This window comes from Chromohalobacter moromii (assembly GCF_023091865.1).
GTDB lineage: Bacteria > Pseudomonadota > Gammaproteobacteria > Pseudomonadales > Halomonadaceae > Chromohalobacter > Chromohalobacter moromii.
On sequence record NZ_JAHXDI010000004.1, the window covers coordinates 16358 to 40255 of the forward strand.

Genomic DNA, 23898 nt, shown 5'->3' on the forward strand with positions numbered 1-23898 from the left:
CAGCGCTTAGTCTTTAGTCGTGGTCCCGAGCGAGGAGTCGTCGCTTACCGCCAGGCTACGGCGGGCGCGATGATGCAGACGCCAGCCGAGCAGCAAGGCGGCCACCGTCAGCCCGGCGCACAGCCCTAGCCAGTAGCCGTGGATGCCGAAGGGCGCGAAATGCCCTTCCCAGCCGCGCCCCAGCCAATGGCCACCCGCCAGTCCGATCAGCCAATACGACAACACCGTGATCAACATGATGATGCGGGTGTCCTTGTAGCCGCGTAGCGCGCCGGCCAGGTTGACCTGGAGTGAGTCGGATATCTGATAGAGCATCGCCAGGGTGACCAGCGACATGGCCAGCGCATGCACCTCCGCGTTCGACGTATAGAGGGCGAGGATGGGCGAGGCCGTCGCCCACAAGATGGCGTCATTGAACAACGCGACCAGCAGACACACGACGATGCCGTTCCAGGCCACGAAGCGTGCCTCGTGCATATCACCGCGCCCCAGTGTGTTACCCACCCTCACGGTGAGTGCCATACTCAGCGACAACGGCAGCATGAACAGGATCGACGTATAATTGAGTGCTATCTGATGGGCGGAGACGACGACTTCCCCCAGGCGCGCGACGAAAAGCGCGATCAGAGTGAACAACGTGACCTCGACGAAGATTGCCACGCCGATGGGCACGCCGACATGCAGCAGCTCGAATATGTCGCGACGTCGGGGCGGTACCGGCGAGTGCCATAAGGTGACGCTGCCATAGGCTCGGGCGCGATGCGTATAAACCATCATCGCCAGGCACATCACCCACATGGAAATTGCCGTGGCGATACCGCAGCCCACGGCGCCCAGGGCAGGCAACGCGGCGACCCAGTCGGGGGTGAGGCCGCCCAGCAGCGAGACGATGCCGGGGCCACCGTAGATCAGCGCGTAGTTGCAGGGAATGTTGATGCCCAGCCCCAAGAGGCTGATCCACAAGGCGGGGCGGGTATGATTCATACCGTCGGAGAAGGCGCGCAAGGCTTGATAGAGGCCGACCCCTGGCATGCCGAACGCCACGGCGGCTAGATAACCGGCGGACAGCTCGGCCACATGCTCAGGAACCCCCATGAACCGGAAAACTGGGCCGACGCCGAACCACAGCAGCAACGCTGACAAAGTGCCCAAGAGCAGGGCGATCCATAGCGCCTGATGCACGTAAGGGCGAATAGCCGTCTGGCGCTGACCTCCCAGCAACTGCGCCACGATGGGCGTGAGCCCCATCAGGGCGCCCGTCATGAAGAGCATCAGCGGTAGCCACAGGCTTGAACCGACCGAGACGGCAGCCAGATCGGTGGCACTGGCACGCCCTGCCATGATGATGTCGACCGCGCTCATGCCCGATTGCGCCAATTGCGCACCGCAGATGGGCAACGTCAGGCGCATCAAGAGGCGTGATTCACGAAGGCTGTGGGCGAACAAGGCTTGTGGCGCGATCAAACCGATCCTCCCGGATAGGCAAAAGCGGCATTCTAGCAAGGGTGCGCCGAGGACGCCTTTTTTCTAGCGGCCAGGATGCCTTTCTTCTAGCGGCCCCAGGATGCCTTTCATCGTGTGGCAGAGTGCCTATAATGTGCCTCCGCTTTCGAAGGAGGCCGCGTGGAGCATCATATCGACGACGTCATCGCCGTGTTCGACGGCATCTTTGCCGTGCCGTATCGAACATGCCTGGTTAGCGGTGATGATGAGCCCCTGTACTGTCCCGCCGACAGCGAGCACGCCATGCATCGGATCATCTTTGCGCATGGCTTCTTCGCCAGTGCGCTGCATGAAGTCAGTCATTGGTGCATCGCCGGGGAACGTCGCCGTCAGCTCGAGGACTATGGCTACTGGTACGCGCCGGACGGTCGCGATGAGGCGCGGCAACGCGAGTTCGAAAGCGTCGAGATCGCCCCCCAGGCGCTCGAATCGCTGTTCAGCGAGGCGTGCGATCTGCGTTTTAACGTCAGTGTCGATAACCTGGACGGCATCGAGGTCGACCGACACGCCTTCGCCGCACGTGTCGATGCCCGCGCGGCTCGCTATCGCGAGACCGGCCTCCCTCTTCGAGCGGCGGCATTTCGCGATGCATTACATGCCTTCTACCGTCGTGGGCTATCGCGCGAGGCAGCGATCGCCGAGGGTCAGGCTCGCCTCGCGACGTAATGAACACAGCGCTTGCCTGAGCGGCAGCGCCTTTATTTTCTAAGTGATAAGAGATGCGTTTTTCCCTATTGGGGAAGACATGCAAACGTTATGGTCAAAACATATCTGGGAAAGATGCGTGGCGAGCCACTCAAGCGAGCCCGTCCCTGCGTGCGTGACGCCTTGTGGTCATGGGTTGGCGGATTCCTCGGCATGGCAGGTGTGGGACTGCTCAGTGAGGCATTGATAGCTGCCCATAGCTTGCTGCTGATCGGCTCGTTTGGGGCTACCTCGGTGCTGCTTTACGCTGCGCCCGAGAGCCCGCTCGCGCAGCCGCGCAATGTGATTGGCGGAAGTGTGCTATCAGCCTTGGTGGGAGTGGCATGCTTTCAGTTGCTTGGGGCGGGGTGGATCGCAGCGGCGGCGGCGGTCTCGACTGCGATCCTGATAATGCAGCTTACGCATACCCTGCATCCGCCAGGGGGTGCCACGGCATTGATCGCCGTCATTGGCAGTGACGACGTCCATGGATTAGCGTGGCACTTCGCGTTCATTCCCGTGGCGGCGGGTTGCGTGATCATGCTGAGCGTGGCCGTGCTGATCAATAACCTGGCGCGCCATCGGCGTTACCCCTTGCATTGGAGATAACGCCATCGGCGCTATTCTTCGCCGCGCAAGCGCTGGTGCAGATACAACATGACCTGCACTTCGTGATCGGCGCGCATGGGCTCGAGCCCGAGATCGCCGAACAGTTCGCCGCGGGCGCGCGTCCACTCCCCGGGGCCGAGGTCGGGGTAGAGCGTTTCCGCCGGCGCCAGCTCGACGAAAGGCGTCACCGCGAAGTCCTCGAACAGGCGTGACAGTGCGGCTTCGTCATCGCCGATTCCGGCCGTATAGAGCGTCACGTTGAAGTGATCGGCCTCCAACTCGCGCAATACGTCCAGGGGGCTGAGGCCCAGGCTGCGCAGCTCGTCCAGGCTGTAATCGCCGAGTTTGAGGAGATCCTCGTCGAGCCAGTCGTCGTCGGGTTGAATCAGCGCATGCTTGATCTGGCCATCGGGCAGGGCCCAGGAAATGGCGACGGGAAGCGCGTCCTCGTCGCCGGTTTCGATGGTGATGAAACCGGGAAAGTCCATGTCATTGCTCCTCGTCGAGTTGAAAGAATCGGCGCGCCGTGGCTGTCGTCGCGGCGGCCAGTGTCGTCTCGCTTTCACCGCGCCAATGGGCGATCTCGCGGACGATCCAGGGCAGCAGCGCCGGTTCGTGGCGGCGTCCCTTGAGCTTGGCCGGCAGGTTGCGCGGCAACAAGTACGGGCAATCGGTTTCGACCATCAAGCGCTCGGCGGGAATGTCGCCGACAACCTCGCGCAGGTGATGGCCGCGACGCTCATCGCACAGCCAGCCAGTCAGGCCGATATGCAGATCGAGATCCAGGTAGCCATGCAGGGTCTCGCGATCGGCGGTGAAACAATGCACCACGGCATCGCCGATATCGTCGCGCCAGTGACGCAGGATCTCGCGCATCCGCGGGCCGGCGTCACGCTCATGCAGAAACAGCGGCAGGCCGCTTTCGGCTGCTAGGCCGAGCTGGGCTTCGAGGGCGTGTTCTTGCTCGGCGGGGGTGGAAAAGTTGCGATTGAAATCCAGTCCGCATTCGCCCACGGCGACGACCTTGGTATCGGTATGCAACGCACGCATGGCGCTCTCCAGCGTGGCATCCCAGTGGCTCGCCATATGCGGGTGCAATCCCGCCGTGGCGTAGAGGCCGTCGTGGCGATGCGCGAGAGCGGTGGCTTGCTCACTGTGCGCCAAGTCGGTGCCGGTCAGGATCAGGGTCGTTACTCGGGCCGCCTGGGCGCGCGCGAGTACGGCGTCGAGATCCTTGGCGAAGCTTTCGTGCGTCAGGTTCGCGCCGATGTCGACCAGGGGCGCGGGCGACGTCATGCGCAGCGCGTCAGGTAGCGGATTGGCGTCGTCGTGTGTCACGGAAGATCTCTCCAGCCCAATGAGTCGCGAAAACCCACCATTCTACCCCCGGACCTAGGAGGCGACCATGCGTTACACTAGCGTCTTTACTCCGAATGTCTGTCAACGAGGTGGTTACGCGTGACGCTGTTACGTCTGGAACAGTTGCAATTGGCTTATGGCACCCAGGTTCTGCTGGATAACGCCGAGCTGACGCTGGAAAAAGGGGAACGCTTGGCGCTGGTGGGGCGCAACGGCACGGGCAAATCGACGCTCCTCAAGTTGATTTCCGGTGAGACGTTGCCCGATGGAGGTCACATCTGGCGTGCACCGGGGTTGAAGGTGGGCGTGCTGGCGCAGGAGCTGCCGGATGCCAGCGGTAACACCATTTTCGATGTCGTCGCTCAGGGCCTCCCCGAAGCGGGCGCCTTGCTGAGTGCCTATCACCACCTGGTGATGAGCGATTCGCCCGACATGGACGAGCTCGAGCGGCTGCAAACCCAGCTCGAATCGGTAGATGGTTGGTCGTTTCATCAACGCATCGACACCATTCTCTCGCGTCTGGGGCTGCCGGAAGATACCGAAATGGCAAGCCTCTCCGGGGGATGGCGGCGGCGTGTGGCGCTAGCGCGTGCTCTGGTGGCCGACCCGGATGTACTGCTGCTCGACGAGCCCACCAACCATCTCGACCTGGATACCATTGGCTGGCTGGAAGAACAGTTGCTTGCCTTCAATGGCTCGGTGCTGTTCATCACCCACGACAGGGCCTTCCTGTCGCGGCTGGCGACCAACATCCTCGAGCTCGACCGGGGCCTGCTGGGGCGTTATCCCGGTAACTACGCGGCGTATCAGGAGCAAAAGCAGCACGAGCTCGAGGTCGAAGCGCGCGAGCGCGCCGAGTTCGACAAGAAACTCGCCAAGGAAGAAGCCTGGATTCGTCAGGGCATCAAGGCCCGCCGCACACGCAACGAGGGTCGAGTGCGGGCGCTCGAGAAGATGCGTGGCGAGCGTGCCGAGCGCCGCGAGCGCGTGGGCCGTGCGCAGCTCAGCGTCGATAGCGGTGAGCGTACCGGCAAGCGCGTCGTCGAACTTACCGATGTCAGCCAGCGTTTCGGCGACGATTGGGTCGTGCGCGATCTGTCCCTGGAAATTCAGCGTGGCGATCGTATCGGCTTCATCGGCCGTAACGGTGCCGGCAAGACCACGTTGCTGAAGATCCTGCTGGGAGAGCTCGAGCCCAGCGAAGGGAAGGTGCGGATGGGCACCAACCTCAGCGTGGCCTACTTCGATCAACTGCGCGCCGGGCTCGAACTCGAGAAGACGGTCTACGACAACGTGGCCCAGGGCAGCGATCGCGTGGAAGTGGGAGGCAAGGACAGGCACGTCATGAGCTATCTGCAAGACTTCCTGTTCTCGCCGGACCGCGTGCGTCAGCCGGTCAAGGCGCTCTCGGGTGGGGAGTCGAACCGCCTGCTGCTGGCCAAGCTGTTCACCCAGCCGGCCAACGTTTTGGTGCTCGACGAGCCGACCAACGACCTGGACGTCGAGACGCTCGAACTGCTCGAGGAACTGCTGCTGGATTTCGACGGCACGTTGCTGCTGGTCTCGCACGACCGCGCCTTCATGGACAACGTGGTGACCAGCGTGCTGGCCTTCGAGGGCGAGGGTCGCGTTCAAGAGTATGTCGGCGGGTACAGCGATTGGGTGCGGCAGGGCGGCAAGTTGCCCCCGGCGCCGGGCGAGTTCGGCAATGCGGCGAACGTGCTGCCGGCCCGCGAGGCCGAGCCCTCGACGCCCGAACCCACCGGTCCTGAAACGGGCAAGAGCGAGACCTCAACGGCCTCGGCCACGTCCAAGCGGGTCAAGCTTTCCTACAAGTTGCAGCGTGAGCTGGATCAATTGCCGGCGACCATCGAGACGCTGGAAGCCGACATCGCCGACTTCGAGGCGGAAGTGGGCGCTCCTGAGTTCTACCAGCAAGACGCCGAGACAGTTACTCAGCGCCTGGAGGCGCTGGAGGCGAAGCAAGCCGAACTGGATGAGGCGATGTCGCGCTGGATGGAACTGGAAGCCATGGCCGAGGGCGAGTAAGGGCCGAGAGAAAGACGGTGGCCGAGGAAACGTAGGTGGCCGAGGAAAAGTAGATGGCGTCGCGCCGGGCACCTTGATCGTGCCCGGCGCATCCGGTCATTCGTCGACTTCCCCGTCTTGCCCCACGCGCACCGCGAGTACGTCGCATTGCGCGCCGTGTAGCACGCCGGTGGAGGTCGAGCCGAGCAGCAAGGCGAAGCCGTGGCGTCCGTGTGAACCCACGACGATCAAGTCGACACCGTGCTCGGCGGCGAAACGATGGATCTCGGTGTCTGGCATGCCGACCACGACGTACTGGTTGTCCGCCGAGATCCCGTGAGGATCGGCGATTTCCGCGAGCCGCTGTTTGGCATGATCGTCGAGCTGGTCCTGAATGCTGGTCAAATCCATGGGGATATCGCCGCCATAGGCGAACCCCAGTGGTTCGAGCGTATGCATGATCGACAGCTTGGCTTGGTTACGTTCTGCGATGGGAATCGCACGCTCGAGTACCTTACGGGAATCCTTGGTCAGGTCGACGGCGACTAAAACGTGTGTGTACTCGTTACTCATGGGGCATCTCCCACCTTGTCGATGAACACGTCCACTTTAGGCGTGCCGAATCGACGAGACAATGCTTTAGATCAATCAGCGCCTACGGAGGCAGGCTTGGAGATCTTTCTATTCTTGGGGCTGGCGGTATTTCTCATTCTTTCGCCCGCTTTGTGGCTCAGGCCTGGGCTTCATGAAAAGCGCCGCAGCGCGTTGCGGGTGGCGGCGCGCGAATCGGGTGCGGCGATCCGCGCCGACAAGCCGCCGCTGCAAGCGGTGGAGGGCTTGGTGGGGTATCGCTGGCGTTATCCGCAAGCCGCGCCGGGGAGTGACTTCACGCTGGTACGCGACGACCACGCGAGTGATCGGTTGCAAGAAGCCATGGCGGGATGGCGTTGGCGTCAGGCACCGTTGCCACCGTTGAGCGAAGATAATGATCGCCGCTTGAAAGAGGTACTGCTTGCTTTGCCCGAAGACGCGCTAGTCGTGGAATCGGGGCCGCAAGGCTTGACGCTGTGGTGGGAAGAATCTCGCGAGGCTAAGGCATTCGAGCCAGCACTGCGTGCATTGGTCGATCTCGTCGGCCAATTGGGGGGAAGCGGCCGCCATCGCAAATAGCATTGCCGACAAGGAGGTCGGTCAGCGAGTACCGCCGCACAAACGAGTACTGCACAGAATAAGTATCACCTCGCATGAGCGCCGCGTGATGAGCCACGCGGCGCTCATGACGACATCAAGCGAGCGCTCACTCCTCGCAAGACGAGCGTGATAGCAGCCGCTGCCCGTTTTGCTCGATGCGCGTCAGTATCGCGTCCAACTGATCGACGTCGTCGTCGCTCAACCCTTCGATCATTTCGACACGCGCTTGCTCGACGACGGTCTCGATTTTCTTGAGCAGTGGCGTCGCCTTGTCGGTGAGGTAGACGCGCTTGGTGCGGCGGTCCTCATCGCTCGGGCGGCGCTCGATGAGCCCCTGCTCGGTTAGTTGATCGAGTGTCCTGACCAAGGACGGAGCTTCCACGCCGATGGAGCGAGCCAGGTCGCATTGCGGCTGGCCATCACCCATTTTCGACAGGTGGTAGAGCGTCACCCAACGTGTCTGCGTCAGCTCCAGAGGAGCCAGGCGTTCGTCGAGGATGGCGCGCCATAGGCGTGGTACGCGCGACAGTTTGAGTCCGATATCCTGATGCATGGGCCTTGTATTGGTTAGGAACCTAACGGGATTGTCCCGAGTGCGACGTGCTATTGCAAGTCACACTATCGTCGACCTTTCATTCATCGTCTTGGTCCGAACCGGCGACCAAGTGACGGATGTTCCAGCCAGGCAATCCCGGGGGTGAATGGATGTCGCCATCGGCATGCGTGGCCTTCGAGGCGTCTTCGTCGACACGAAAACGCAGTGTGCCGATCCGCTGGTCGGTGGCCGTCATCACATCGATCTGCCAGTTCCCTTGCGATGCCGAGGGGAAGTTCTGCTTGTGCGTCCAGGCGCGGTAGCCCTGCTCGCGTCCCCCGCGGATGACCAACGGTATGCGATCGACCACTTCGCCATTGTGCCGCCACACGTGATAGATCTTCTCGCGTAGGCCACGTGGCGCGCGAATTGCGGTGTAAGCGTACAAGCCTTGCCCCGAGAGTGTCGATGGGGTCAGCACGCTTTCGCCGCGCGGCTCGCGGGCCCCGACATCGAAGCTCGGCGAGAGGGCGTTGCCAGAGAGCCACAGCGTAGCCGGCGGAATCCATAACCGTCCTATCCAGGCCGCCGAGGCCAGCACCACGATCAGCCCGATCATCGCCAGCCAGCGCCAGAGACCTTGAGGCTGCATCAGGTTGATCAGGCTGGGCACGCTGAAAATCGCCATGGCGACGATCGCCAGTATCAGGCTCTGCCCGGTGGTCAGATGCAGCATGATCGGCAATGTCACCAGCACCACCACGAACACACACAATGCGTGGAACATGAAGTACAGCCAACGATGGCGTTGCGCGAGGCCGAAATACAAGGGGTCGAGAATCGCCAGTAGGCCACAGCCGATCAGCAGCAACGTGAAGATGGCTTGGCCGCTTGCCCATACCGTGGTGGCCAGAAAGAAGGGCAGCGTGAAGAACAACGTCTCCTGGTGAATGAGCTGCGCGATGAAGGTCGTCACCATGCGAGGCAGGCCGGGTTGGCCGCGAAAGTTGAGCAACCGGGTCAAGAGACTTTCGGCCAGCAGCAGGCACCAGGCGAACAGCAGCCCCAGGGCCAGCACTGCGCCCAGCCATTGCTGGCGATTGACCAAGAAAAACCCCAGCAAGCCGATGACGAAGGCGGTGGGCGGCCACAACCAGGCATAGCGTTTGAGCTTTTCGACAAGCGGCGTGATGCGAGCGAGCAGTGTCGCGCTAGCGGGTAAGGGCATGAGGCGTATGTATGTTCCGATGCAGCGTTTAATAAAAAGGGCGCGCGTAAAAAAAGCGACGCGATGGTTGGCGGATCGCAAAGATGCCTATCCTATCAGGAGTCCATCGCGACCGGGAGTTGTCTCGTCGGATGTGTCTCGATAAGACGTGTTTCAACGCGACCATTCGCTAATGGCGGAAGACTTGACGCCACCGCTTGGCTGGCGCAAGCTGATCTACATTCAAACGACTGTATGAAAGTGTGCGAGGAGCAGCGCCACGCCTGAGCTCGGCGCATGTCTCCTTCGTGAATCGTGAGGTCCAGGCTAACAGCAGGGAGAGCCCTGAATGATTTATCAAGGTAACGCCATCACGGTGGTGCAGCGCGATGACGGCATCGCCATGCTGACCTTCGATGCGCAAGACGAGTCCGTCAACACGCTCTCGAGCAAGATGATCGAAGAGTTCGAAGCGGCTCTGGCGGCGCTCGGAGAGGCAGTGAATGTCAAAGGTCTGGTCATCACCAGCGCCAAGGACGCCTTCATCGTCGGGGCCGACATTACCGAGTTCCACGGCATGTTCCGCCGCGACGAAGACTTCCTGGTCGACATGAACACGCGCGTGCACGGCATCTTCAACACCTTGGAGGATCTGCCGTTTCCCAGCGTGGCGGCGATCAACGGCCTGGCACTCGGCGGTGGCTGCGAAATCACCCTAGCGTGCGATTTCCGAGTGATGAGCGACAGCGCCAAGTTAGGGCTGCCCGAGACCAAGCTGGGGATCCTGCCGGGCTGGGGCGGTTGCGTGCGTCTGCCACGCTTGATCGGCGCCGACAACGCCATCGAGTGGATTTCTGGCGGGACGGAAAACCGTGCCGATGCCGCCTTGAAAGTCGGCGCGGTGGATGCCGTCGTCTCCGGGGACGCTCTGGAAGCCGCCGCGCTGGATATTCTGGGCCGTGCCAACGCCGGTGAACTCGACCACCAGGCACGCCGCAGCGTCAAACAGTCCCCGCTGATGCTCAACGCCATCGAGCAGATGATGGTGTTCGAGACCGCCAAGGGCTATGTGGCAGGCAAGGCCGGGCCGCATTACCCGGCCCCCATCGAGGCGATCAAGGTCATCCAGAAGGGCGCCGGCGAAGGCCGTGAACGCGCCCAGGCCATCGAAGCCAAGGCGTTCGCCAAACTCGCCAAGACCGATGTCTGCTATCACCTGGTCGGCTTGTTCCTGAGCGATCAACTGGTCAAGAAAAAGGGCAAGCAGTACGCCAACCAGGCGGCTGCCGTGAACAAGACGGCGGTGCTGGGTGCGGGGATCATGGGCGGCGGTATCGCCTATCAGAGCGCGTACAAGGGCACGCCGATCCTGATGAAGGACATCAAGGAAGAAGCGCTGCAACTGGGCCTGCAAGAAGCCCGCAAGCTGCTCGGCAAGCAGCTCGAACGTGGCCGCCTGAGTAGCGATCAAGTCGCCGAGGCGCTGTCCAACATTCGCCCCACGCTCTCCTATGGCGACTTCGGCGATGTCGATCTGGTGGTCGAGGCCGTGGTCGAGAACCCCAAGGTCAAGGAAGCCGTGCTGGCCGAGGTCGAAGGGCTACTCGATGACAACGCCACGCTGACCTCGAACACCTCGACGATCTCCATCGACCGCCTGGCGGCCAATCTCAAGCGTCCCGAAAACTTCTGCGGCATGCACTTCTTCAACCCCGTGCATCGTATGCCGCTGGTCGAGGTCATCCGTGGCGAGAAAACCAGCGATGCCGCCGTGGCCGCGACCGTCGCGTATGCCCGTCAGATGGGCAAGACACCGGTCGTGGTCAACGATTGCCCGGGCTTTCTGGTCAACCGCGTACTGTTCCCCTATTTCGGTGGCTTCAGCCTCCTGGTCGAGCAGGGCGCCGACTTCGAACGCGTCGACAAGGTCATGGAAAAGTTCGGCTGGCCCATGGGCCCCGCATACCTGCTGGACGTGGTGGGCATGGACACCGCCGTGCACGCGCAGGCGGTGATGGCGGAAGGCTTCCCCGACCGCATGGCGCAGGAAGCCAAAAACGGTGGCAAGACAGCGATTCAACGCATGTACGACGAGGATCGCCTGGGCCAGAAGAACGGCAAAGGCTTCTATCGCTACGAAGAAGACAAGAAAGGCAAGCCCAAGAAGGTCTCCGATGAGCAGGCGCATGCGCTGGTCGAAGAAGCCGTCGACACGCGTGGTGAGTTCAGCGACGACGATATCGTCGCGCGCATGATGGTCCCGCTGTGCATGGAAGCCGTACGCTGCCTGGAAGACGGCATCGTGGCGACGCCCGCCGAGGCGGACATGGCATTGATCTATGGCATCGGCTTCCCGCCGTTCCGGGGTGGGGCATTGCGTTACATCGATGCGCTGGGCGTCGAGACGTTCGTCGCTCAGGCCGAGACGCTGGCCGAGGAACTCGGACCGCTTTATCGCCCCACCGAACGGCTGCGTGACATGGCCACCAAGGGCGAGCGTTTCTATCCCGACACGTCCGAATCCGATCAATGAGCCACCACGCAACGAGGAGCGCGAAAATGAGTTTGAATCCTAGAGATATCGTGGTGGTCGATGCCGTTCGGACCGCCATGGCCAAGGCCAAGCACGGGGCCTTCCGCAACGTGCGCGCCGAAAATCTATCCGCCTCGGTGATGCAGGCACTGTTCGATCGCAACGCCAACCTGGTGCCCGCCGAGGTCGACGACGTGATCTGGGGGTGCGTCAACCAGACCCTCGAGCAGTCCATGAACATCGCGCGCAACGCCGCGATCATGACCGGTATCCCGCGCAGCGTGCCGGCGCAGACCGTCAACCGCCTATGCGGTTCGTCGATGAGCGCGCTGCACATCGCCACGGCCAACATCAAGGCCGGCATGGGGGACTTCTACATCATCGGCGGTGTCGAGCACATGGAACACGTGCCGATGGACCATGGCGTCGACGTCAATCCCGCGGCCAGCAAGTACGCCGCCAAGGCCGCCATGATGATGGGCCTGACCGCCGAGCTGCTGGGCAAGATGCACGGCGTGGGCCGTGAAGAACAGGACGCGTTCGGTGTGCGCTCGCATCAACGCGCGGTGGCCGCCAACGAAAACGGCTACTTCGATAACGAGATCGTCGGTGTCGAAGGGCACGACGCGAATGGCTTCCGGCGTCTAGTCGACCGCGACGAGGTGATCCGCCACGACGCCAATCTGGAAGACATGGGCAAGCTCAAGCCGGTCTTCGACCCCAAGGGCGGCACGGTCACGGCGGGCACATCCTCGGCGCTCTCGGTCGGCGCCTCGGCGCTGGCGGTGATGAGCTACGAGCGCGCGCAAGCGCTGGGGCTCGAGCCGCTGGCGCGAGTGGTTTCCACCGGCGTCGCCGGCTGCGATGCCTCGATCATGGGCTACGGCCCGGTACCGGCAACGCAGAAGGCCCTCAAAAGTGCGGGCCTGGCCATCGACGACATCCAGACCGTCGAACTCAACGAAGCCTTCGCCGCGCAGTCGATCCCAGTGCTCAAGGATCTCGGCCTGCGCGAGCGCATGGACGAGGTCGTCAATCTCAATGGCGGCGCCATCGCCCTGGGCCATCCGCTGGGCTGCTCCGGGGCACGCATCTGCACCACGCTGCTCAACGTCATGCGTCAGCAAGACACCACCCTAGGCCTGGCGACCATGTGCATCGGCATGGGCCAGGGCGTGGCGACCGTCTTCGAACGCTTGAAGTAACGCACTACTCGCATCTCGCCTGAAATACAGCGATAGCAAAGCGACACCCGCCTTGGGTGTCGCTTTTTTACGTGCATGCCGTTTCAAGCGGTAAATCTGATATTGCTGAGCAAAATACTGACTACACTGATAAAAACGTCGGGGCACATCGATCATGAAGCGCGCCGCGACGTGATGCGCATATCGGCGATGGAGGAGGTGTTTTCTATGCTCACGCATGTCTGGGGACTCTTGGTGCACCCGAACCGTGAATGGAAGCAGATCCACGACGAAAAGGAGACGATTACCCACCTCTACAGTCACCACGTTCTGGAAATGGCATTGATCCCGGTGGTATGTGCATTCATTGGCACCACCCAGGTCGGCTGGGATTTCGGGGGTGGGCATACCATTCAGCTCAACTATCTTGACGCCTTCTTCGCGGGTGTCGCCTTCTATGTGGCGATCCTGGTGGCGGTGGGCTTCATGGGCTCGGTGATCCACTGGATGGCGCAGCGTTATTCCAATCCCCCGAGTCGTCGACGCTGCATCATCTTCGCCGGGTATGTCGCCACGCCGATGTTCGTCGGTGGGGTCGTCGCGCTCTACCCATTGGTCTGGCTGTGCATGCTGGCGACCATCGTCGGGCTCTGTTACAGCGCCTATCTGCTGTATCTGGGGATTCCCAACTTCCTCGATATCAGCTCCGAAGAGGGCTTCATCGTCACCGGCTCGACACTGGGTATCGGTGTGCTGGTGCTCGAGGCGTTGCTCGCCGTGACAGTGCTGCTATGGGGCTACGGCGCCAAGTTACTGGGTATCGAGTTGTAATCTCTCCAATGAAGCAAACGACAACGGCGCCTCGCGGGGCGCCGTTGGCGTTCAGCCTTCTGCGGCCACGTATTCCAGCGACTCCAGCGAGTCGGTCGCGGTGACGATGTGCTCCAGCTCGTCGCAGAAGGCGACGAAGGCGTCGCTGGAGTGGCCGGGCGTGCGGTGCATTTCGATCTCGACGTGCCCGAGCGGCGGCAAACCTTCTTCCTCGCCGACGATGCGACAGCCCTCGGGGACGCTCCGCGGGGTCTTGACCGTGGCGGCCAGGCCGGCCTGAACCGGCAGGTTGATGCCGGTGGGGGAGCGGCTGGAGTAGCGCACGTCCCAGCGCCGCTCGGTGGGCCCCAGCGCGGCGAATGCATGGGCGCGGAAGATGCAGCCCTCGGGGTTCAGCGCCAGGGGCAGGGTCTCCCAGTCGTCGATGGCGCGATCCTCGGCTACCACCCACACCATGGGCTCACGGCCCAGCAGGCGGCCGGTCTGCGTGGGGCCATGGCGCACCACCAGCGCGACATCCAGCAGCCCCTCCTGGAAATCATGCACCAGCGAGCCGCTGATGCTGCAGTTCACCTCGAGGCGCACCTCGGGAAAGCGGGCGGCGAAACGCGGCAGCAGCTCGGGCAGGTAGGTGCTCGCCTGTTCCTCCGAGGTGCCCAGGCGGATAAGTTCGCCCTGGCGGTCCACCCCCATCACCCGGCGTGCCTCGTCCTGAAGCTTGAGCATGTGTCGCGCGTAGGGCAGCAAGCGCCCACCTGGCGGCGTCAGTACCACGCTGCGACTGGTGCGCTCGAAGAGTGACTCGCCCATCTGATCCTCGAGCCGCTTGATCTGCAGGCTGACGGCCGACTGCGTGCGATGCAGCACCTTGCCGGCGGCGCTGAAGCCCTCGCACTCGGCGACCGTGACGAAGGCACGGAGCAGGTCGGTATCCATGATCTATGAGCCTTTGCAATCTTTTTGATCTTAACCATTCATTTCTATTATTAAACCCGGCTGACTACCCTGTCCATACGTTATTGGAAACGTCCTTGGAAAAGTCAGGAGCAGATCCGCATGCCAGCCAATGCTACGCAGGCAGACGACAACGCACTCCACGGTCTGATCGATCTCGAGCGATATCCCATCGACCAACTGGATGGCGAGCGCGGCCGGGCTCTCGTCGACGAGTGTCGTGCCCAGCTCGGTCAGGACGGTTGTGTGGTACTCAAGGGCTTCGTGCCCGACGAGGCCCTGACACGGCTGGAACGCGAAACCGAGCGACTCTCGCCGGAAGCGCATTACAACCAGACCGAAACCAACCCCTACAATAGCGACGGCGACTCCAGCCTGCCGGCCTCGCATCCCAAGAACCGCTTCGGCGACCGTACCAACGGCTTCGTCGCCGGGGACCGCATCGGCGCCGACACCATCATTCGTCAGGTCTACTCCGATCCCGGTTTCCAGCGCTTCATCGCCAGTGTGGTGGGAATGGAAGAGATTCACCAGTACGCCGATCCCCTTGCCGACCTGGTCGTCAACGTGCTGCGCGAGGGCTGCCAGCATCCGTGGCACTACGACACCAACGAATTCATCGTCACCATGATGACGCGGCAGTCCCACGGTGGCGGTCGTTTCGAGTACGCGCCGGGCATCCGCAGCCCCGAGGGCGAGAACTTCGACGGGGTGGAAAAGGTCATCGACGGCGACCGCTCGCAGATCAAGTCGCTGGATCTCCAGCCGGGCGACTTGCAAGTCTTCTTCGGCCGCTACTCGCTGCACCGCGTGACCCCGGTGGAAGGTGACCGCGAGCGCCACACCGTGATCTTCGCCTACGCCAAGGAACCGGGCTTCATCGGCCGCCCCGAGCGCGCCAAGCGCATCTTCGGGCGCATGGCGCCGGTTCACGAGCGTTTGCTGGAAGAGGGCATGCAGCGCAGCGACAGCCTCGCCGACTGACAATATCGGATCACCGGCCGCCGACCCCGGCCCATGCTCGCCGTCGCGGAGACACTTCCCGCGACGGCGAGCGTGCCCCATCACGAAGCGCGCCCCATAACGAACAGATACAGAGAGCTTGATCATGAGCATCGTCGACTTCGAAAACCTGACCGACAACGAACCCGACGCCATCCCGGTCGTGCCCTCCGCCCCCATGGCCAACGGCGACAGCATTCCCACCGCCTTCGATCCGGTACAGCTGCGCGGCGGGCGCCTCAAGCGTCTGCGTGCGATGATGGCCGAGCAAGGCTATGCCGCGCTGGTCCTGTTCGACCCCTACAACCAGCGCTACGCCACCGGCTCGCGCAACATGTTCGGCTACTTCCTGCGCAACTCCACGCGCTACATCTACGTGCCGCTCGAAGGCCCGGTGATCCTGTTCGAGTATCCGGGCAGCGCGCACGTCTCCACCTGGCTGGAGACCATCGACGAAGCGCGCACCTCCAAGGTGGTGTGGTCCGCTGTCAATCAGCGCGACAACATGTCCTCCGACCCGTTTGGCATCGAGATCGCCGAGCTGATGGAAGAGCACGGCAAGGGCAACAAAAAGATCGGCATGGATCGCTGCACAATGAACCTGGCCCGCTCGCTGGAAGCCCAGGGGCTGGATGTCTACGACTGCATGCAGGACACCCTGCATTGCCGGCGCATCAAGACGCCCGAGGAAATCGCCTGTCTGGCTCAGTCGATGGCCGGTAGCGAAGCCGCCGTGGCCGCCGTGGAAGCCGCGATCAAGCCCGGCGTTACCGAGAACGAGCTATTCGCCATCATGTACGGCGACGTCATCCGCCAGGGCGGCGAGTTCATCGAGACGCGGCTGTTGTCCTCCGGCCCGCGCACCAACCCCTGGTTCAACGAAGCCAGCAACCGGGTGATCCGTCCCGGCGAACTGGTCGCGCTGGATACCGACACCATCGGCTGCCACGGCTACTACTCCGACTTCTCGCGCACCTTCCATGTCGGCCCCGGCAAACCCACCGCCTATCAGCAGAGCCTCTACCGGATGGCCTATGACCAGGTGCACCACAACATGGGCATCCTCAAGCCGGGCATGAGCTACCGCGAGATCGCCGAAAACGCCTGGAAGATTCCCGAGCGCTTTCTCGACCGTCGCTATCCCTCGATCATCCATGGCGTCGGCATGCACGGTGAGACCCCGCTGGTCGCCCACCACATGGACTTCGACCGCTTCTCCAAGGACGGCATCCTCGAGCCCGGCATGGTGGTCTCGGTGGAAAGCTACATCGGCGAGGTCGGCGGCGCCGACGGCGTCAAGCTCGAAGAGGAAGTGCTGGTCACCGACACCGGCATCGAAAAACTCTCGCGCTACCCGTTCGATGAAGCCCTGCTCGGCCGGGAATTCTAAGAGTTCTTGTTCAAACGCTCGGAATGAACGATGGGCGCCGGGTAAGCCCATCCCGTTCATCGGTTGTGAATGGAGCTCCAGGTTCGCGCCCCTTACATGGCGCCCATATTCGATAGAAAAGAGATGTTATGACAGACGTATCCCACTGGATCGCCGGCGAGCGGCTGACAGGCGAGCGCACCATCGACGTGCTCAACCCGGCCACCGCCGCGCCGGTTCGCCGCCTGGCGATGGCTGATACCGCCACCGTGCAACGCGCCATCGATGCCGCCCGTGAAGTCCAGCCCGCCTGGCGCGACATGCCGCCGGCCAAGCGCGCCCAGGTGATGTACCGCTTCAAGACCCTGCTCGAGCGCGACGCCGACGAGATCTGCGCGCTGGTCAGCGAGGAACACGGCAAGGTGCTCGAGGACGCCATGGGCGAGCTCAAGCGCGGCATCGAGAACGTCGAGTATGCCTGCGGCGTGCCGGAACTCTTGAAGGGCGAGTACTCCCACAACGCCGGGCCGGGCATCGATACTTGGTCCAACCACCAGCCGCTGGGCGTGGTCGCCGGCATCACGCCGTTCAACTTCCCGGCCATGGTGCCGCTGTGGATGTATCCCATGGCGCTGGCCTGCGGCAATGCCTTCATCCTCAAGCCCTCCGAGCAGACGCCCTCGGCCGCCGTGAAGATGGCCGAACTGCTCGACGAAGCCGGATTGCCCAAGGGGCTGTTCAGCGTCGTCCACGGTGATCGCGAGGCCGTCGACGCGTTGATCGAAGCGCCCGAGGTGCGCGCGCTTTCCTTCGTCGGCTCTACCCCCGTGGCGCGCAAGATCTACGAGGGTGGCACCCGGCAAGGCAAGCGCGTGCAGGCCCTCGGCGGCGCCAAGAACCACGCCGTGGTGCTGCCGGATGCCGATCTCGACAACGCCGCGAGCACGCTGATCGGCGCCGCGTTCGGGAGTGCCGGCGAGCGCTGCATGGCGATCTCCGTGGCCGTGTGCGTGGGCGACGCCACCGCCAACGCCCTGGTCGAGCGCCTTGCCACCCAGGCCCGCGAGCTGAAGATCGGCCCGGGCACCGAGCGTGGCCTCGACATGGGCGCGCTGATCAACGCCGGCCAGCGCGACAAGGTCGCCGGCTACATCGAGCAGGGCGCTAACGCCGGCGCCGAGCTGGTGGTCGACGGCCGCGAGCACCCGCTGGTGGAAGGCTCGCCGGGCTACTTCCTCGGCGCCACGCTGTTCGACCGCGTCACGCCGGAGATGAGCATCTACCGCGACGAGATCTTCGGTCCAGTGCTGTGCGTGGTGCGCGTCGAGACCTTCGAAGACGCCATCGCCCTGATCAACGCCCACCAGTACGGCAACGGCACCTGCGTGTTCACCCGTGACGGTGAAGCTGGGCGGCGTTTCGCCGACGCCATCGAAGTCGGCATGGTCGGCATCAACGTTCCGCTGCCGGTGCCGGTCGCCTTCCACAGCTTCGGCGGCTGGAAGGACTCGCTGTTCGGCGACCTACACGCCTACGGCCCCGACGCCGTACGCTTCTATACCCGCCGCAAGGCCATCTCCCAACGCTGGCCGAAGCGCTCCGCCCAGGAAACAGCCCAGTTCAGCTTCCCCTCCTAAACCATCCGCACGGCTGAACCCCATGCCCGCGCCGCTCACACGGCGCGGGCTTTTTGTGTCTACGCCTTTCGTGTAGCGCTATGTTAATCGACGTTAAATTAAGCTAGGTTCAGTATTGTTTGGTATTGCCGATAAAACCTGATGAACCGGGTGGTGGAGCGTTCAGTGCTTTGCTTGGCGGTAGCGTGGCCGAAATGGTAGCGGGGCAGGGGATCATGTTGGTCCCAAGGTGATAGAGCCGGCAAAGGCAGCAGGGGCGCGGGTTCATCGCGCCGAACTTTTCTTAGTGTATTGTAAAATCAGAAGCTTAAGAGTGCACAGACTGGCTCGACAAGATTTTTTAACGCGCCTGATCGTTCAAGTGGTAAAACGAGCGCGCGGTCTAATAGCTGTTAGTGCTTAAACCAGTAGGCACCGATACGACAGGAAGAAATAATGGGCTTAGACGACATAGCTACGATCCTCAGCGGCTTCTCCACAGTTGTAATCGCTATTCTTACCGTATTTCTATGGCGCGAGAACCGGTTGCTGAGGAAGGCAGGCTCAGAGCCGAATTTAGTTGCGTATTTTGAGCCACACCCAGATGGAACAGGTGGCTTGAACATTTCGATCGCAAATGTGGGTACGGGCCCGGCAAGAAATGTTTGCTTTCAATTCTTGGGAGAGTCTGAGCAATTTACCCGCTATAACTTAATCCTAGATTGCGCCACAAAAAGAGGCCCTATAACTCTAATTCCCCAAGGAGAGAAAATTTCGATATTGTTTGCTATCGGTTTCCAACTCTTTAAGCCTAAAGATTCAGACTCCAACGAGCCTATGCCCCCTTTTAGTGTTCGCTTAGAGTGGACTAGCTTGAATGGAGCGAATGCAAAATGTGAAGACTATCTGTTGGATGTTAAGCCGTATGCTGGTCTGCCGGGGCTAATCAACAAACCTTATTTACTGAAGATCGTGGATTCCATAGACGGTTTAGGAAAAAGCGTAGGCAACCTCAATCAAGATGTGAGGAATTTATCAAACCTGATCGAGGCTAACTCTTTAGAAGATTCAGTAATGCAGAAAGTTAAGGGCAACAATGAGGCTACTTGAAATAACTGGCTACGTCAGCCCTGTTTGCGTAATCGATATTCGATGAATCCGGCTGCCCAGTATAAACTGCGCTAACAACTCAAAGCACTCGGATGCAGCAAAGCTGAACCGGTGTTTGAAGCTTTAGGAGTAGTTCAGGCCAATGGAACCAATTGAGCAATTCCAAATTAATATCGACGCGGCGAGAAAGTATCTGGACATGTACCGCGAACTCCGGAGACTGAAGAGCTTAGGTGCTAGGGGCGCATTAGATGCGAATAACAAGTATCTTCTGTGGCTACCTCGTGCATCTATTGTTAGCTCCATGAGTTCACTTGACGCGTATGTCCATCAAGTGCTGTACAGATACATACCGCAGTTTTTGAAGCACGCGGATAGCATCCCAGACAGGCTAAGTGAAATGGTTGTTCGAGTCGCGCCAATAAAGAACGCGTCGCATGTTGGGGGAGCAATCCAGTATATGCGGTCTCCGACTGGAACGGATCGACTAGCAGATGCGATTCGTGAGAATGTTCTCGGTTTTCAGGCGTACCAGGCACCGGATAAAGTTGTTGAAGCCTATAGAGTTATCGGTGTTCCAGACGTTATTCAGGAGGTCGCGGATAGATGGCGAGGCCCTAATACCGAAAGAAACCATATTGCCAGCCGCTTGGAACGATATTCCAAAAGACGTAACCAAATCGCTCATGAGGGCGATCTAGACAACAATCATGAGCCCCGTGAAATAAGTCCAGATTTCGGGGCGACTTGCGCGGATTTCATAGAAAATGTAGTGACGCGCATGGATCAAATTGAAATCAATCCTAACCAGTAGGTCAAACGGACGCTGGTTACCTCGCGACGCTTACCTTTCGCGTTAGGCATACAGTGAGCATTATGAAGACTCTTAGGATTACCAATAGTCAGGAGCTTGAGGACTTTATTAGAGGCTCTGAGGAAAGTTGGCTATTTCGGGGGCAAACACGTCACTACACCGATGACAGAGGTGAAGTGAGCATTCCGACTTCGTTCCAGCGACATGGCTGTATTCCGCCTGTCATGTTTGCTTGGACGCATTACTCAAGAGCTCTCATTAGAGCATTTTCAGGTATGAATTACCATGAAATAGATTTAGGAACCTCGCAGGCGATATTGCAGCATTATGGTTGGCGCTCCTTCTTCGTGGATCTCACTAAATCCTTCAGTGTGGCTGGATGGTTTGCCACCAACCGATACTCTGAGTCAAAAGGAATTGAGATGTGCGAAAATTTCGAGGAAGAGCCTGTATGGCTCGTTGTGAGGAATGCTTCATATGAAGAGGTGGCGGAACCAGGCAACGTCTATGTCATAGATCGAGCGCGCCTGGAAAGTCATGAGCTTTCTATGCATGATCTTACCGAATTCGAAATTCAAGAAGGCACACTACGATTCGATTCTCAAAAGGCATGTCTCGTAGAAGGGGAAAATGGCAAGCTGCCCCCTGATGCTGTTATTTATCATCTAGTCATTGAGCACAATGTACTCGTTGAATATTGCTCCCAATCTGGGATAAGCAACGTCGAAGATGTTTTTCCAAAGCGGAAGCACGACTTTTTGCTCCAAGCTCTATTAGATATCCCTTGGGAATTGATTATGACTGAAGAACAGTTTCCTATCCCGGCGTATCGAAGAGGCTTAGAGTTGCCCGAGTACGATCACAAGTTTGTTAAACACTTAGGGTCATATCCGGCCTTATTTTCTGGGTTTTGGGTTGCAGAGAATCGCGGAGAAAAGACCTCTCCATTTTTTGAGTTGCCTTTTTTCCGACTGCCAAAATTCGCATACTTTGCTAACACCAACGATGATTTTGAAATTGATCATGTGACTGCGCTGGTCAATAGATATGGGAAGTTCGTTGTTGAGCTAGATGGGCTGATTAATGTGCCAGAAGTGGCTGTTGATTCCGAGTTTGAGAAAGGGATCTATGTTGAGAGACTGAGTGATGGAAATGTTGCAGTTTCCGGGTTAGTGGTTCATCACCCTGGACATGTGGTAAGGGGAGTTGGTGTTAATACGGGGTGGGTCTACAAGCTAGGTCAAGATGGATGGTTAAAGCAAGATCATCCAGAACAATGTCCTTGCAATAATGACCTTCGCCATATACTTCAGTTTTCTATTCTGAGGCATCTAAATGAAGCTATTAAACATGAGAAAATGAGCCAGAGAAGCGCTTTGGATTTTGTACATCATGAAGTGGAGTATGCCTAACAAATCGCGTAACGCGGACGCACTGAAGTGCGCCGGTTCGCTCTGGCGTTATGTGTGTGGGGAAGAATGACATAAATTGTCTTGGTCTTGTTTCGTCGACATCGTTAATGTCGTATCGCAAGTTGCGATGACATTGATCGCTGGGTTTGGTGCCTGGGTCGCTTACCAAACGCTACTGCGTATTCCTGTCCAAGAACCGGAGCCCGAAGCACCAGAAGCTCCTGATGTAGAGGAGCTCGCCCCGAGAAGCGTCAAAGTCTTTGAGACATCAAACCAAAAGACATGGTTGAAGGTTACGGATGTGGGCCTTGAATGCTACCTGGAAGACGACAGGGGAAGTAAGCGTAAGGATCTCCAGTGGCGGTTCTCGAAAGATCAAGCAAGAGAAATTCTCTCTGCTCGTGACTTTAGAGTTTATCCAGGCTACAGGCTGTATAGTGGTGTATTTGTAATTGGCCCGCGTAGAAACTGGCTTTATTCGAAAAGACTGTACCCAGAGCCGTCATTGCTCGAATCCGAAATCGAGAGGTTGCTGGGGGATGCAAGCACATAACAAATTGCAGCACAAGGATAAATTACTCGCTGCGCTCCCAATTTTCCGGTGAGCAAAGCTTTATGACTTTAAGTAGGGGGCGTAGCAAATCATGGAAACAGAAAGTGTAAGTGTCTTGGAGCTCACTCTATTTAAGCATAGTGAAGAATCCTTCCTGCGTGCATTAGACGAAGCTGGCATTGCTCATAGTCGGACTGTAACGTTTTCTACGGCCCCGCAAGCCTCTGGGTTCAAAGAAGTAATTAGCGCTGTTTCTGACGCCATGCCTTGGAATGCAATCGCCAAGGTGATAATTGCTTGGATCGAAGCCAGAAACAGTAGGGAAGTTATAATCACTACCGAAGATAAAAAAATATTTCACGCAAAAGGATACTCGGCGGCAGAGATCAAAGAACTTCTTCCGCAGTCTTGTAGCGTAATGGTGATAGATGCCAAGCCTGATGAAGAGTCATAACAATCGCAGGCACGGCGACGACTTTTTCGTTGCGACTTCGCCTTCACTACAAAGCCGCGCATACTGCGGGCTTTAGCGGCTCGAGGTGGCGAGTTTTGCGGAGGGACGTTTGAGTCGTCGAAAGTAGACGATGGACCCTAAAGCTAGGGTGAACACGTTTCGATAGGGAGGTAGGCATGGCGCGTTTCAATCCAAACCAGATAAATCAGAAGATACGCCAAGCGCAACGCCAGGCCGAGCAGAAAGCCAAGCAGCAAGCGCGCCAGGCGGAGCAGAAGTTACAGCGCGAAGTCGACAAGGTGAACCGCGAGAATAAAAGGAAGGTGGACGCTCACAATCGCCGAGTCGAAGCTCACAACAGAAAAGTAGTCTCTGACTACAATGCCGGGGTGCGAAAACGTAATACCCACAATAAAAAGGTCATTGCCGAGCTTAATCGTCAGCTTCGGTCTAGCCCCACCGGCGTCCGATATACTGAACCTGAACAGCAGCTGGCCGACCGCGTGCATACTGCGGTCGGTCAGCTCGACCCCAGAGAGTATGACACTTTCCTGAGCTACGCTCGAATCGATGGAGGGGAAGTCGCATCCGCGCTTCGGGACGCCCTCGAAGAACTCGGAGTTGCAGTGTGGTTCGACGAAGTAGCAATCGTCCCTGGGCGCAGTCAGTCGCTGCAGATGGACGCAGGTCTGCAGAAGGCTCGGTCGGGCATTGCACTACTCACGCCAGCCTATCTCACCGGTCGGTTTTGGACCGAAAGGGAGCTTGGTGCCTTATTAAGCAAGAATATCTTGATCCCTGTCCTTCACAACGCCACGTTCGAGGATGTTAAGAAATACAGTGGAATCCTGCCCGACCTCGCTGGATTTACAACGGAGTACAACTCAGTTGAGGACATCGCCAAAAAGATCGCGGCGGCGGTAATTCCGGAGGAGGAAGAGTGAGTAGTC

Annotated in this window: 22 protein-coding genes; 15 read left to right on the forward strand and 7 right to left on the reverse strand. The window is 59.7% G+C overall.

What is annotated here, in order from left to right:
• Positions 1-6: 6 nt before the first annotated feature.
• Complete coding sequence (locus KZO83_RS12945) at positions 7-1464, reverse strand: MATE family efflux transporter (protein ID WP_247621101.1); 1458 nt, start codon at positions 1462-1464, stop codon at positions 7-9.
• Between the two features lie 159 nt (positions 1465-1623).
• Here KZO83_RS12945 and KZO83_RS12950 point away from each other — a divergent pair, with 159 nt between their 5' ends.
• Positions 1624-2169 carry an elongation factor P hydroxylase gene (locus KZO83_RS12950; RefSeq protein WP_246942531.1) on the forward strand — a complete coding sequence of 182 codons (546 nt, stop codon included), beginning with the start codon at positions 1624-1626 and terminating at the stop codon, positions 2167-2169.
• Positions 2170-2259: 90 nt separating this feature from the next.
• Positions 2260-2796 carry an HPP family protein gene (locus tag KZO83_RS12955; protein WP_261507621.1) on the forward strand — a complete coding sequence of 179 codons (537 nt, stop codon included), beginning with the start codon at positions 2260-2262 and terminating at the stop codon, positions 2794-2796.
• 11 nt (positions 2797-2807) lie between these two features.
• Here the strand turns inward: KZO83_RS12955 and KZO83_RS12960 are convergent, their stop codons facing one another.
• Both KZO83_RS12960 and KZO83_RS12965 read right to left on the reverse strand, forming a co-directional pair.
• On the reverse strand, positions 2808-3284 hold the full coding sequence (locus KZO83_RS12960; RefSeq protein WP_247621102.1) for a hypothetical protein: 477 nt from the start codon (positions 3282-3284) through the stop codon (positions 2808-2810).
• A 1-nt stretch (position 3285) separates the two neighbouring features.
• Positions 3286-4092, reverse strand: a complete 807-nt coding sequence (locus tag KZO83_RS12965; protein ID WP_247621418.1) for a TatD family hydrolase — start codon at positions 4090-4092, stop codon at positions 3286-3288.
• 162 nt (positions 4093-4254) lie between these two features.
• Here KZO83_RS12965 and KZO83_RS12970 point away from each other — a divergent pair, with 162 nt between their 5' ends.
• Entirely contained in the window at positions 4255-6204 is a 1950-nt protein-coding gene (locus tag KZO83_RS12970; RefSeq protein WP_247621103.1) for an ATP-binding cassette domain-containing protein, read from the forward strand.
• A 96-nt stretch (positions 6205-6300) separates the two neighbouring features.
• On the opposite strand, the gene KZO83_RS12975 is transcribed toward KZO83_RS12970, so the two are convergent.
• A complete protein-coding gene (locus KZO83_RS12975; RefSeq protein ID WP_247621104.1) occupies positions 6301-6756 on the reverse strand; it encodes a universal stress protein in 456 nt (151 codons plus the stop codon).
• 96 nt (positions 6757-6852) lie between these two features.
• Here KZO83_RS12975 and KZO83_RS12980 point away from each other — a divergent pair, with 96 nt between their 5' ends.
• Positions 6853-7353: a preprotein translocase subunit YajC gene (locus KZO83_RS12980; protein ID WP_247621105.1), complete on the forward strand. Its 501-nt coding sequence runs from the start codon at positions 6853-6855 to the stop codon at positions 7351-7353.
• A 127-nt stretch (positions 7354-7480) separates the two neighbouring features.
• On the opposite strand, the gene slyA is transcribed toward KZO83_RS12980, so the two are convergent.
• Positions 7481-7927 (reverse strand): transcriptional regulator SlyA, encoded by a 447-nt coding sequence (gene slyA, locus KZO83_RS12985; RefSeq protein ID WP_247621106.1) that lies wholly within the window; start codon positions 7925-7927, stop codon positions 7481-7483.
• Positions 7928-8006: 79 nt separating this feature from the next.
• Positions 8007-9137: a DUF5924 family protein gene (locus tag KZO83_RS12990; protein ID WP_247621107.1), complete on the reverse strand. Its 1131-nt coding sequence runs from the start codon at positions 9135-9137 to the stop codon at positions 8007-8009.
• Positions 9138-9465: 328 nt separating this feature from the next.
• Between KZO83_RS12990 and fadB the strand changes: the two genes are divergently transcribed.
• From fadB to KZO83_RS13005, 3 genes are all read left to right on the forward strand, one after another.
• The gene (gene fadB, locus KZO83_RS12995) at positions 9466-11649 is read left to right on the forward strand and encodes a fatty acid oxidation complex subunit alpha FadB (protein ID WP_247621108.1); all 2184 of its coding nucleotides are present in this window, start codon (positions 9466-9468) and stop codon (positions 11647-11649) included.
• 26 nt (positions 11650-11675) lie between these two features.
• Positions 11676-12854: an acetyl-CoA C-acyltransferase FadA gene (gene fadA, locus KZO83_RS13000; protein WP_040239174.1), complete on the forward strand. Its 1179-nt coding sequence runs from the start codon at positions 11676-11678 to the stop codon at positions 12852-12854.
• A 207-nt stretch (positions 12855-13061) separates the two neighbouring features.
• Positions 13062-13664, forward strand: a complete 603-nt coding sequence (locus KZO83_RS13005; protein ID WP_247621109.1) for a Yip1 family protein — start codon at positions 13062-13064, stop codon at positions 13662-13664.
• Positions 13665-13715: 51 nt separating this feature from the next.
• Here the strand turns inward: KZO83_RS13005 and KZO83_RS13010 are convergent, their stop codons facing one another.
• Positions 13716-14600, reverse strand: coding sequence for a LysR family transcriptional regulator (locus KZO83_RS13010; protein WP_247621110.1), 885 nt, complete (start codon positions 14598-14600; stop codon positions 13716-13718).
• A 120-nt stretch (positions 14601-14720) separates the two neighbouring features.
• Here KZO83_RS13010 and KZO83_RS13015 point away from each other — a divergent pair, with 120 nt between their 5' ends.
• The 8 genes from KZO83_RS13015 to KZO83_RS13050 all read left to right on the forward strand — a co-directional run bounded on the left by KZO83_RS13015 (position 14721) and on the right by KZO83_RS13050 (position 23892).
• A complete protein-coding gene (locus KZO83_RS13015) occupies positions 14721-15602 on the forward strand; it encodes a HalD/BesD family halogenase (protein WP_247621111.1) in 882 nt (293 codons plus the stop codon).
• A 124-nt stretch (positions 15603-15726) separates the two neighbouring features.
• Entirely contained in the window at positions 15727-17010 is a 1284-nt protein-coding gene (locus KZO83_RS13020; protein WP_247621112.1) for a M24 family metallopeptidase, read from the forward strand.
• A 128-nt stretch (positions 17011-17138) separates the two neighbouring features.
• Positions 17139-18626 (forward strand): CoA-acylating methylmalonate-semialdehyde dehydrogenase, encoded by a 1488-nt coding sequence (locus KZO83_RS13025; RefSeq protein ID WP_247621113.1) that lies wholly within the window; start codon positions 17139-17141, stop codon positions 18624-18626.
• A gap of 435 nt (positions 18627-19061) precedes the next feature.
• Positions 19062-19715 carry a hypothetical protein gene (locus KZO83_RS13030; protein ID WP_247621114.1) on the forward strand — a complete coding sequence of 218 codons (654 nt, stop codon included), beginning with the start codon at positions 19062-19064 and terminating at the stop codon, positions 19713-19715.
• A 142-nt stretch (positions 19716-19857) separates the two neighbouring features.
• Positions 19858-20529 (forward strand): hypothetical protein, encoded by a 672-nt coding sequence (locus tag KZO83_RS13035; RefSeq protein WP_247621115.1) that lies wholly within the window; start codon positions 19858-19860, stop codon positions 20527-20529.
• Between the two features lie 62 nt (positions 20530-20591).
• Positions 20592-21941 carry an FRG domain-containing protein gene (locus tag KZO83_RS13040; RefSeq protein WP_248287616.1) on the forward strand — a complete coding sequence of 450 codons (1350 nt, stop codon included), beginning with the start codon at positions 20592-20594 and terminating at the stop codon, positions 21939-21941.
• A gap of 644 nt (positions 21942-22585) precedes the next feature.
• Positions 22586-22948 (forward strand): hypothetical protein, encoded by a 363-nt coding sequence (locus KZO83_RS13045; protein WP_247621117.1) that lies wholly within the window; start codon positions 22586-22588, stop codon positions 22946-22948.
• A 176-nt stretch (positions 22949-23124) separates the two neighbouring features.
• Positions 23125-23892, forward strand: a complete 768-nt coding sequence (locus tag KZO83_RS13050; RefSeq protein WP_247621118.1) for a TIR domain-containing protein — start codon at positions 23125-23127, stop codon at positions 23890-23892.
• Positions 23893-23898 lie beyond the last annotated feature (6 nt).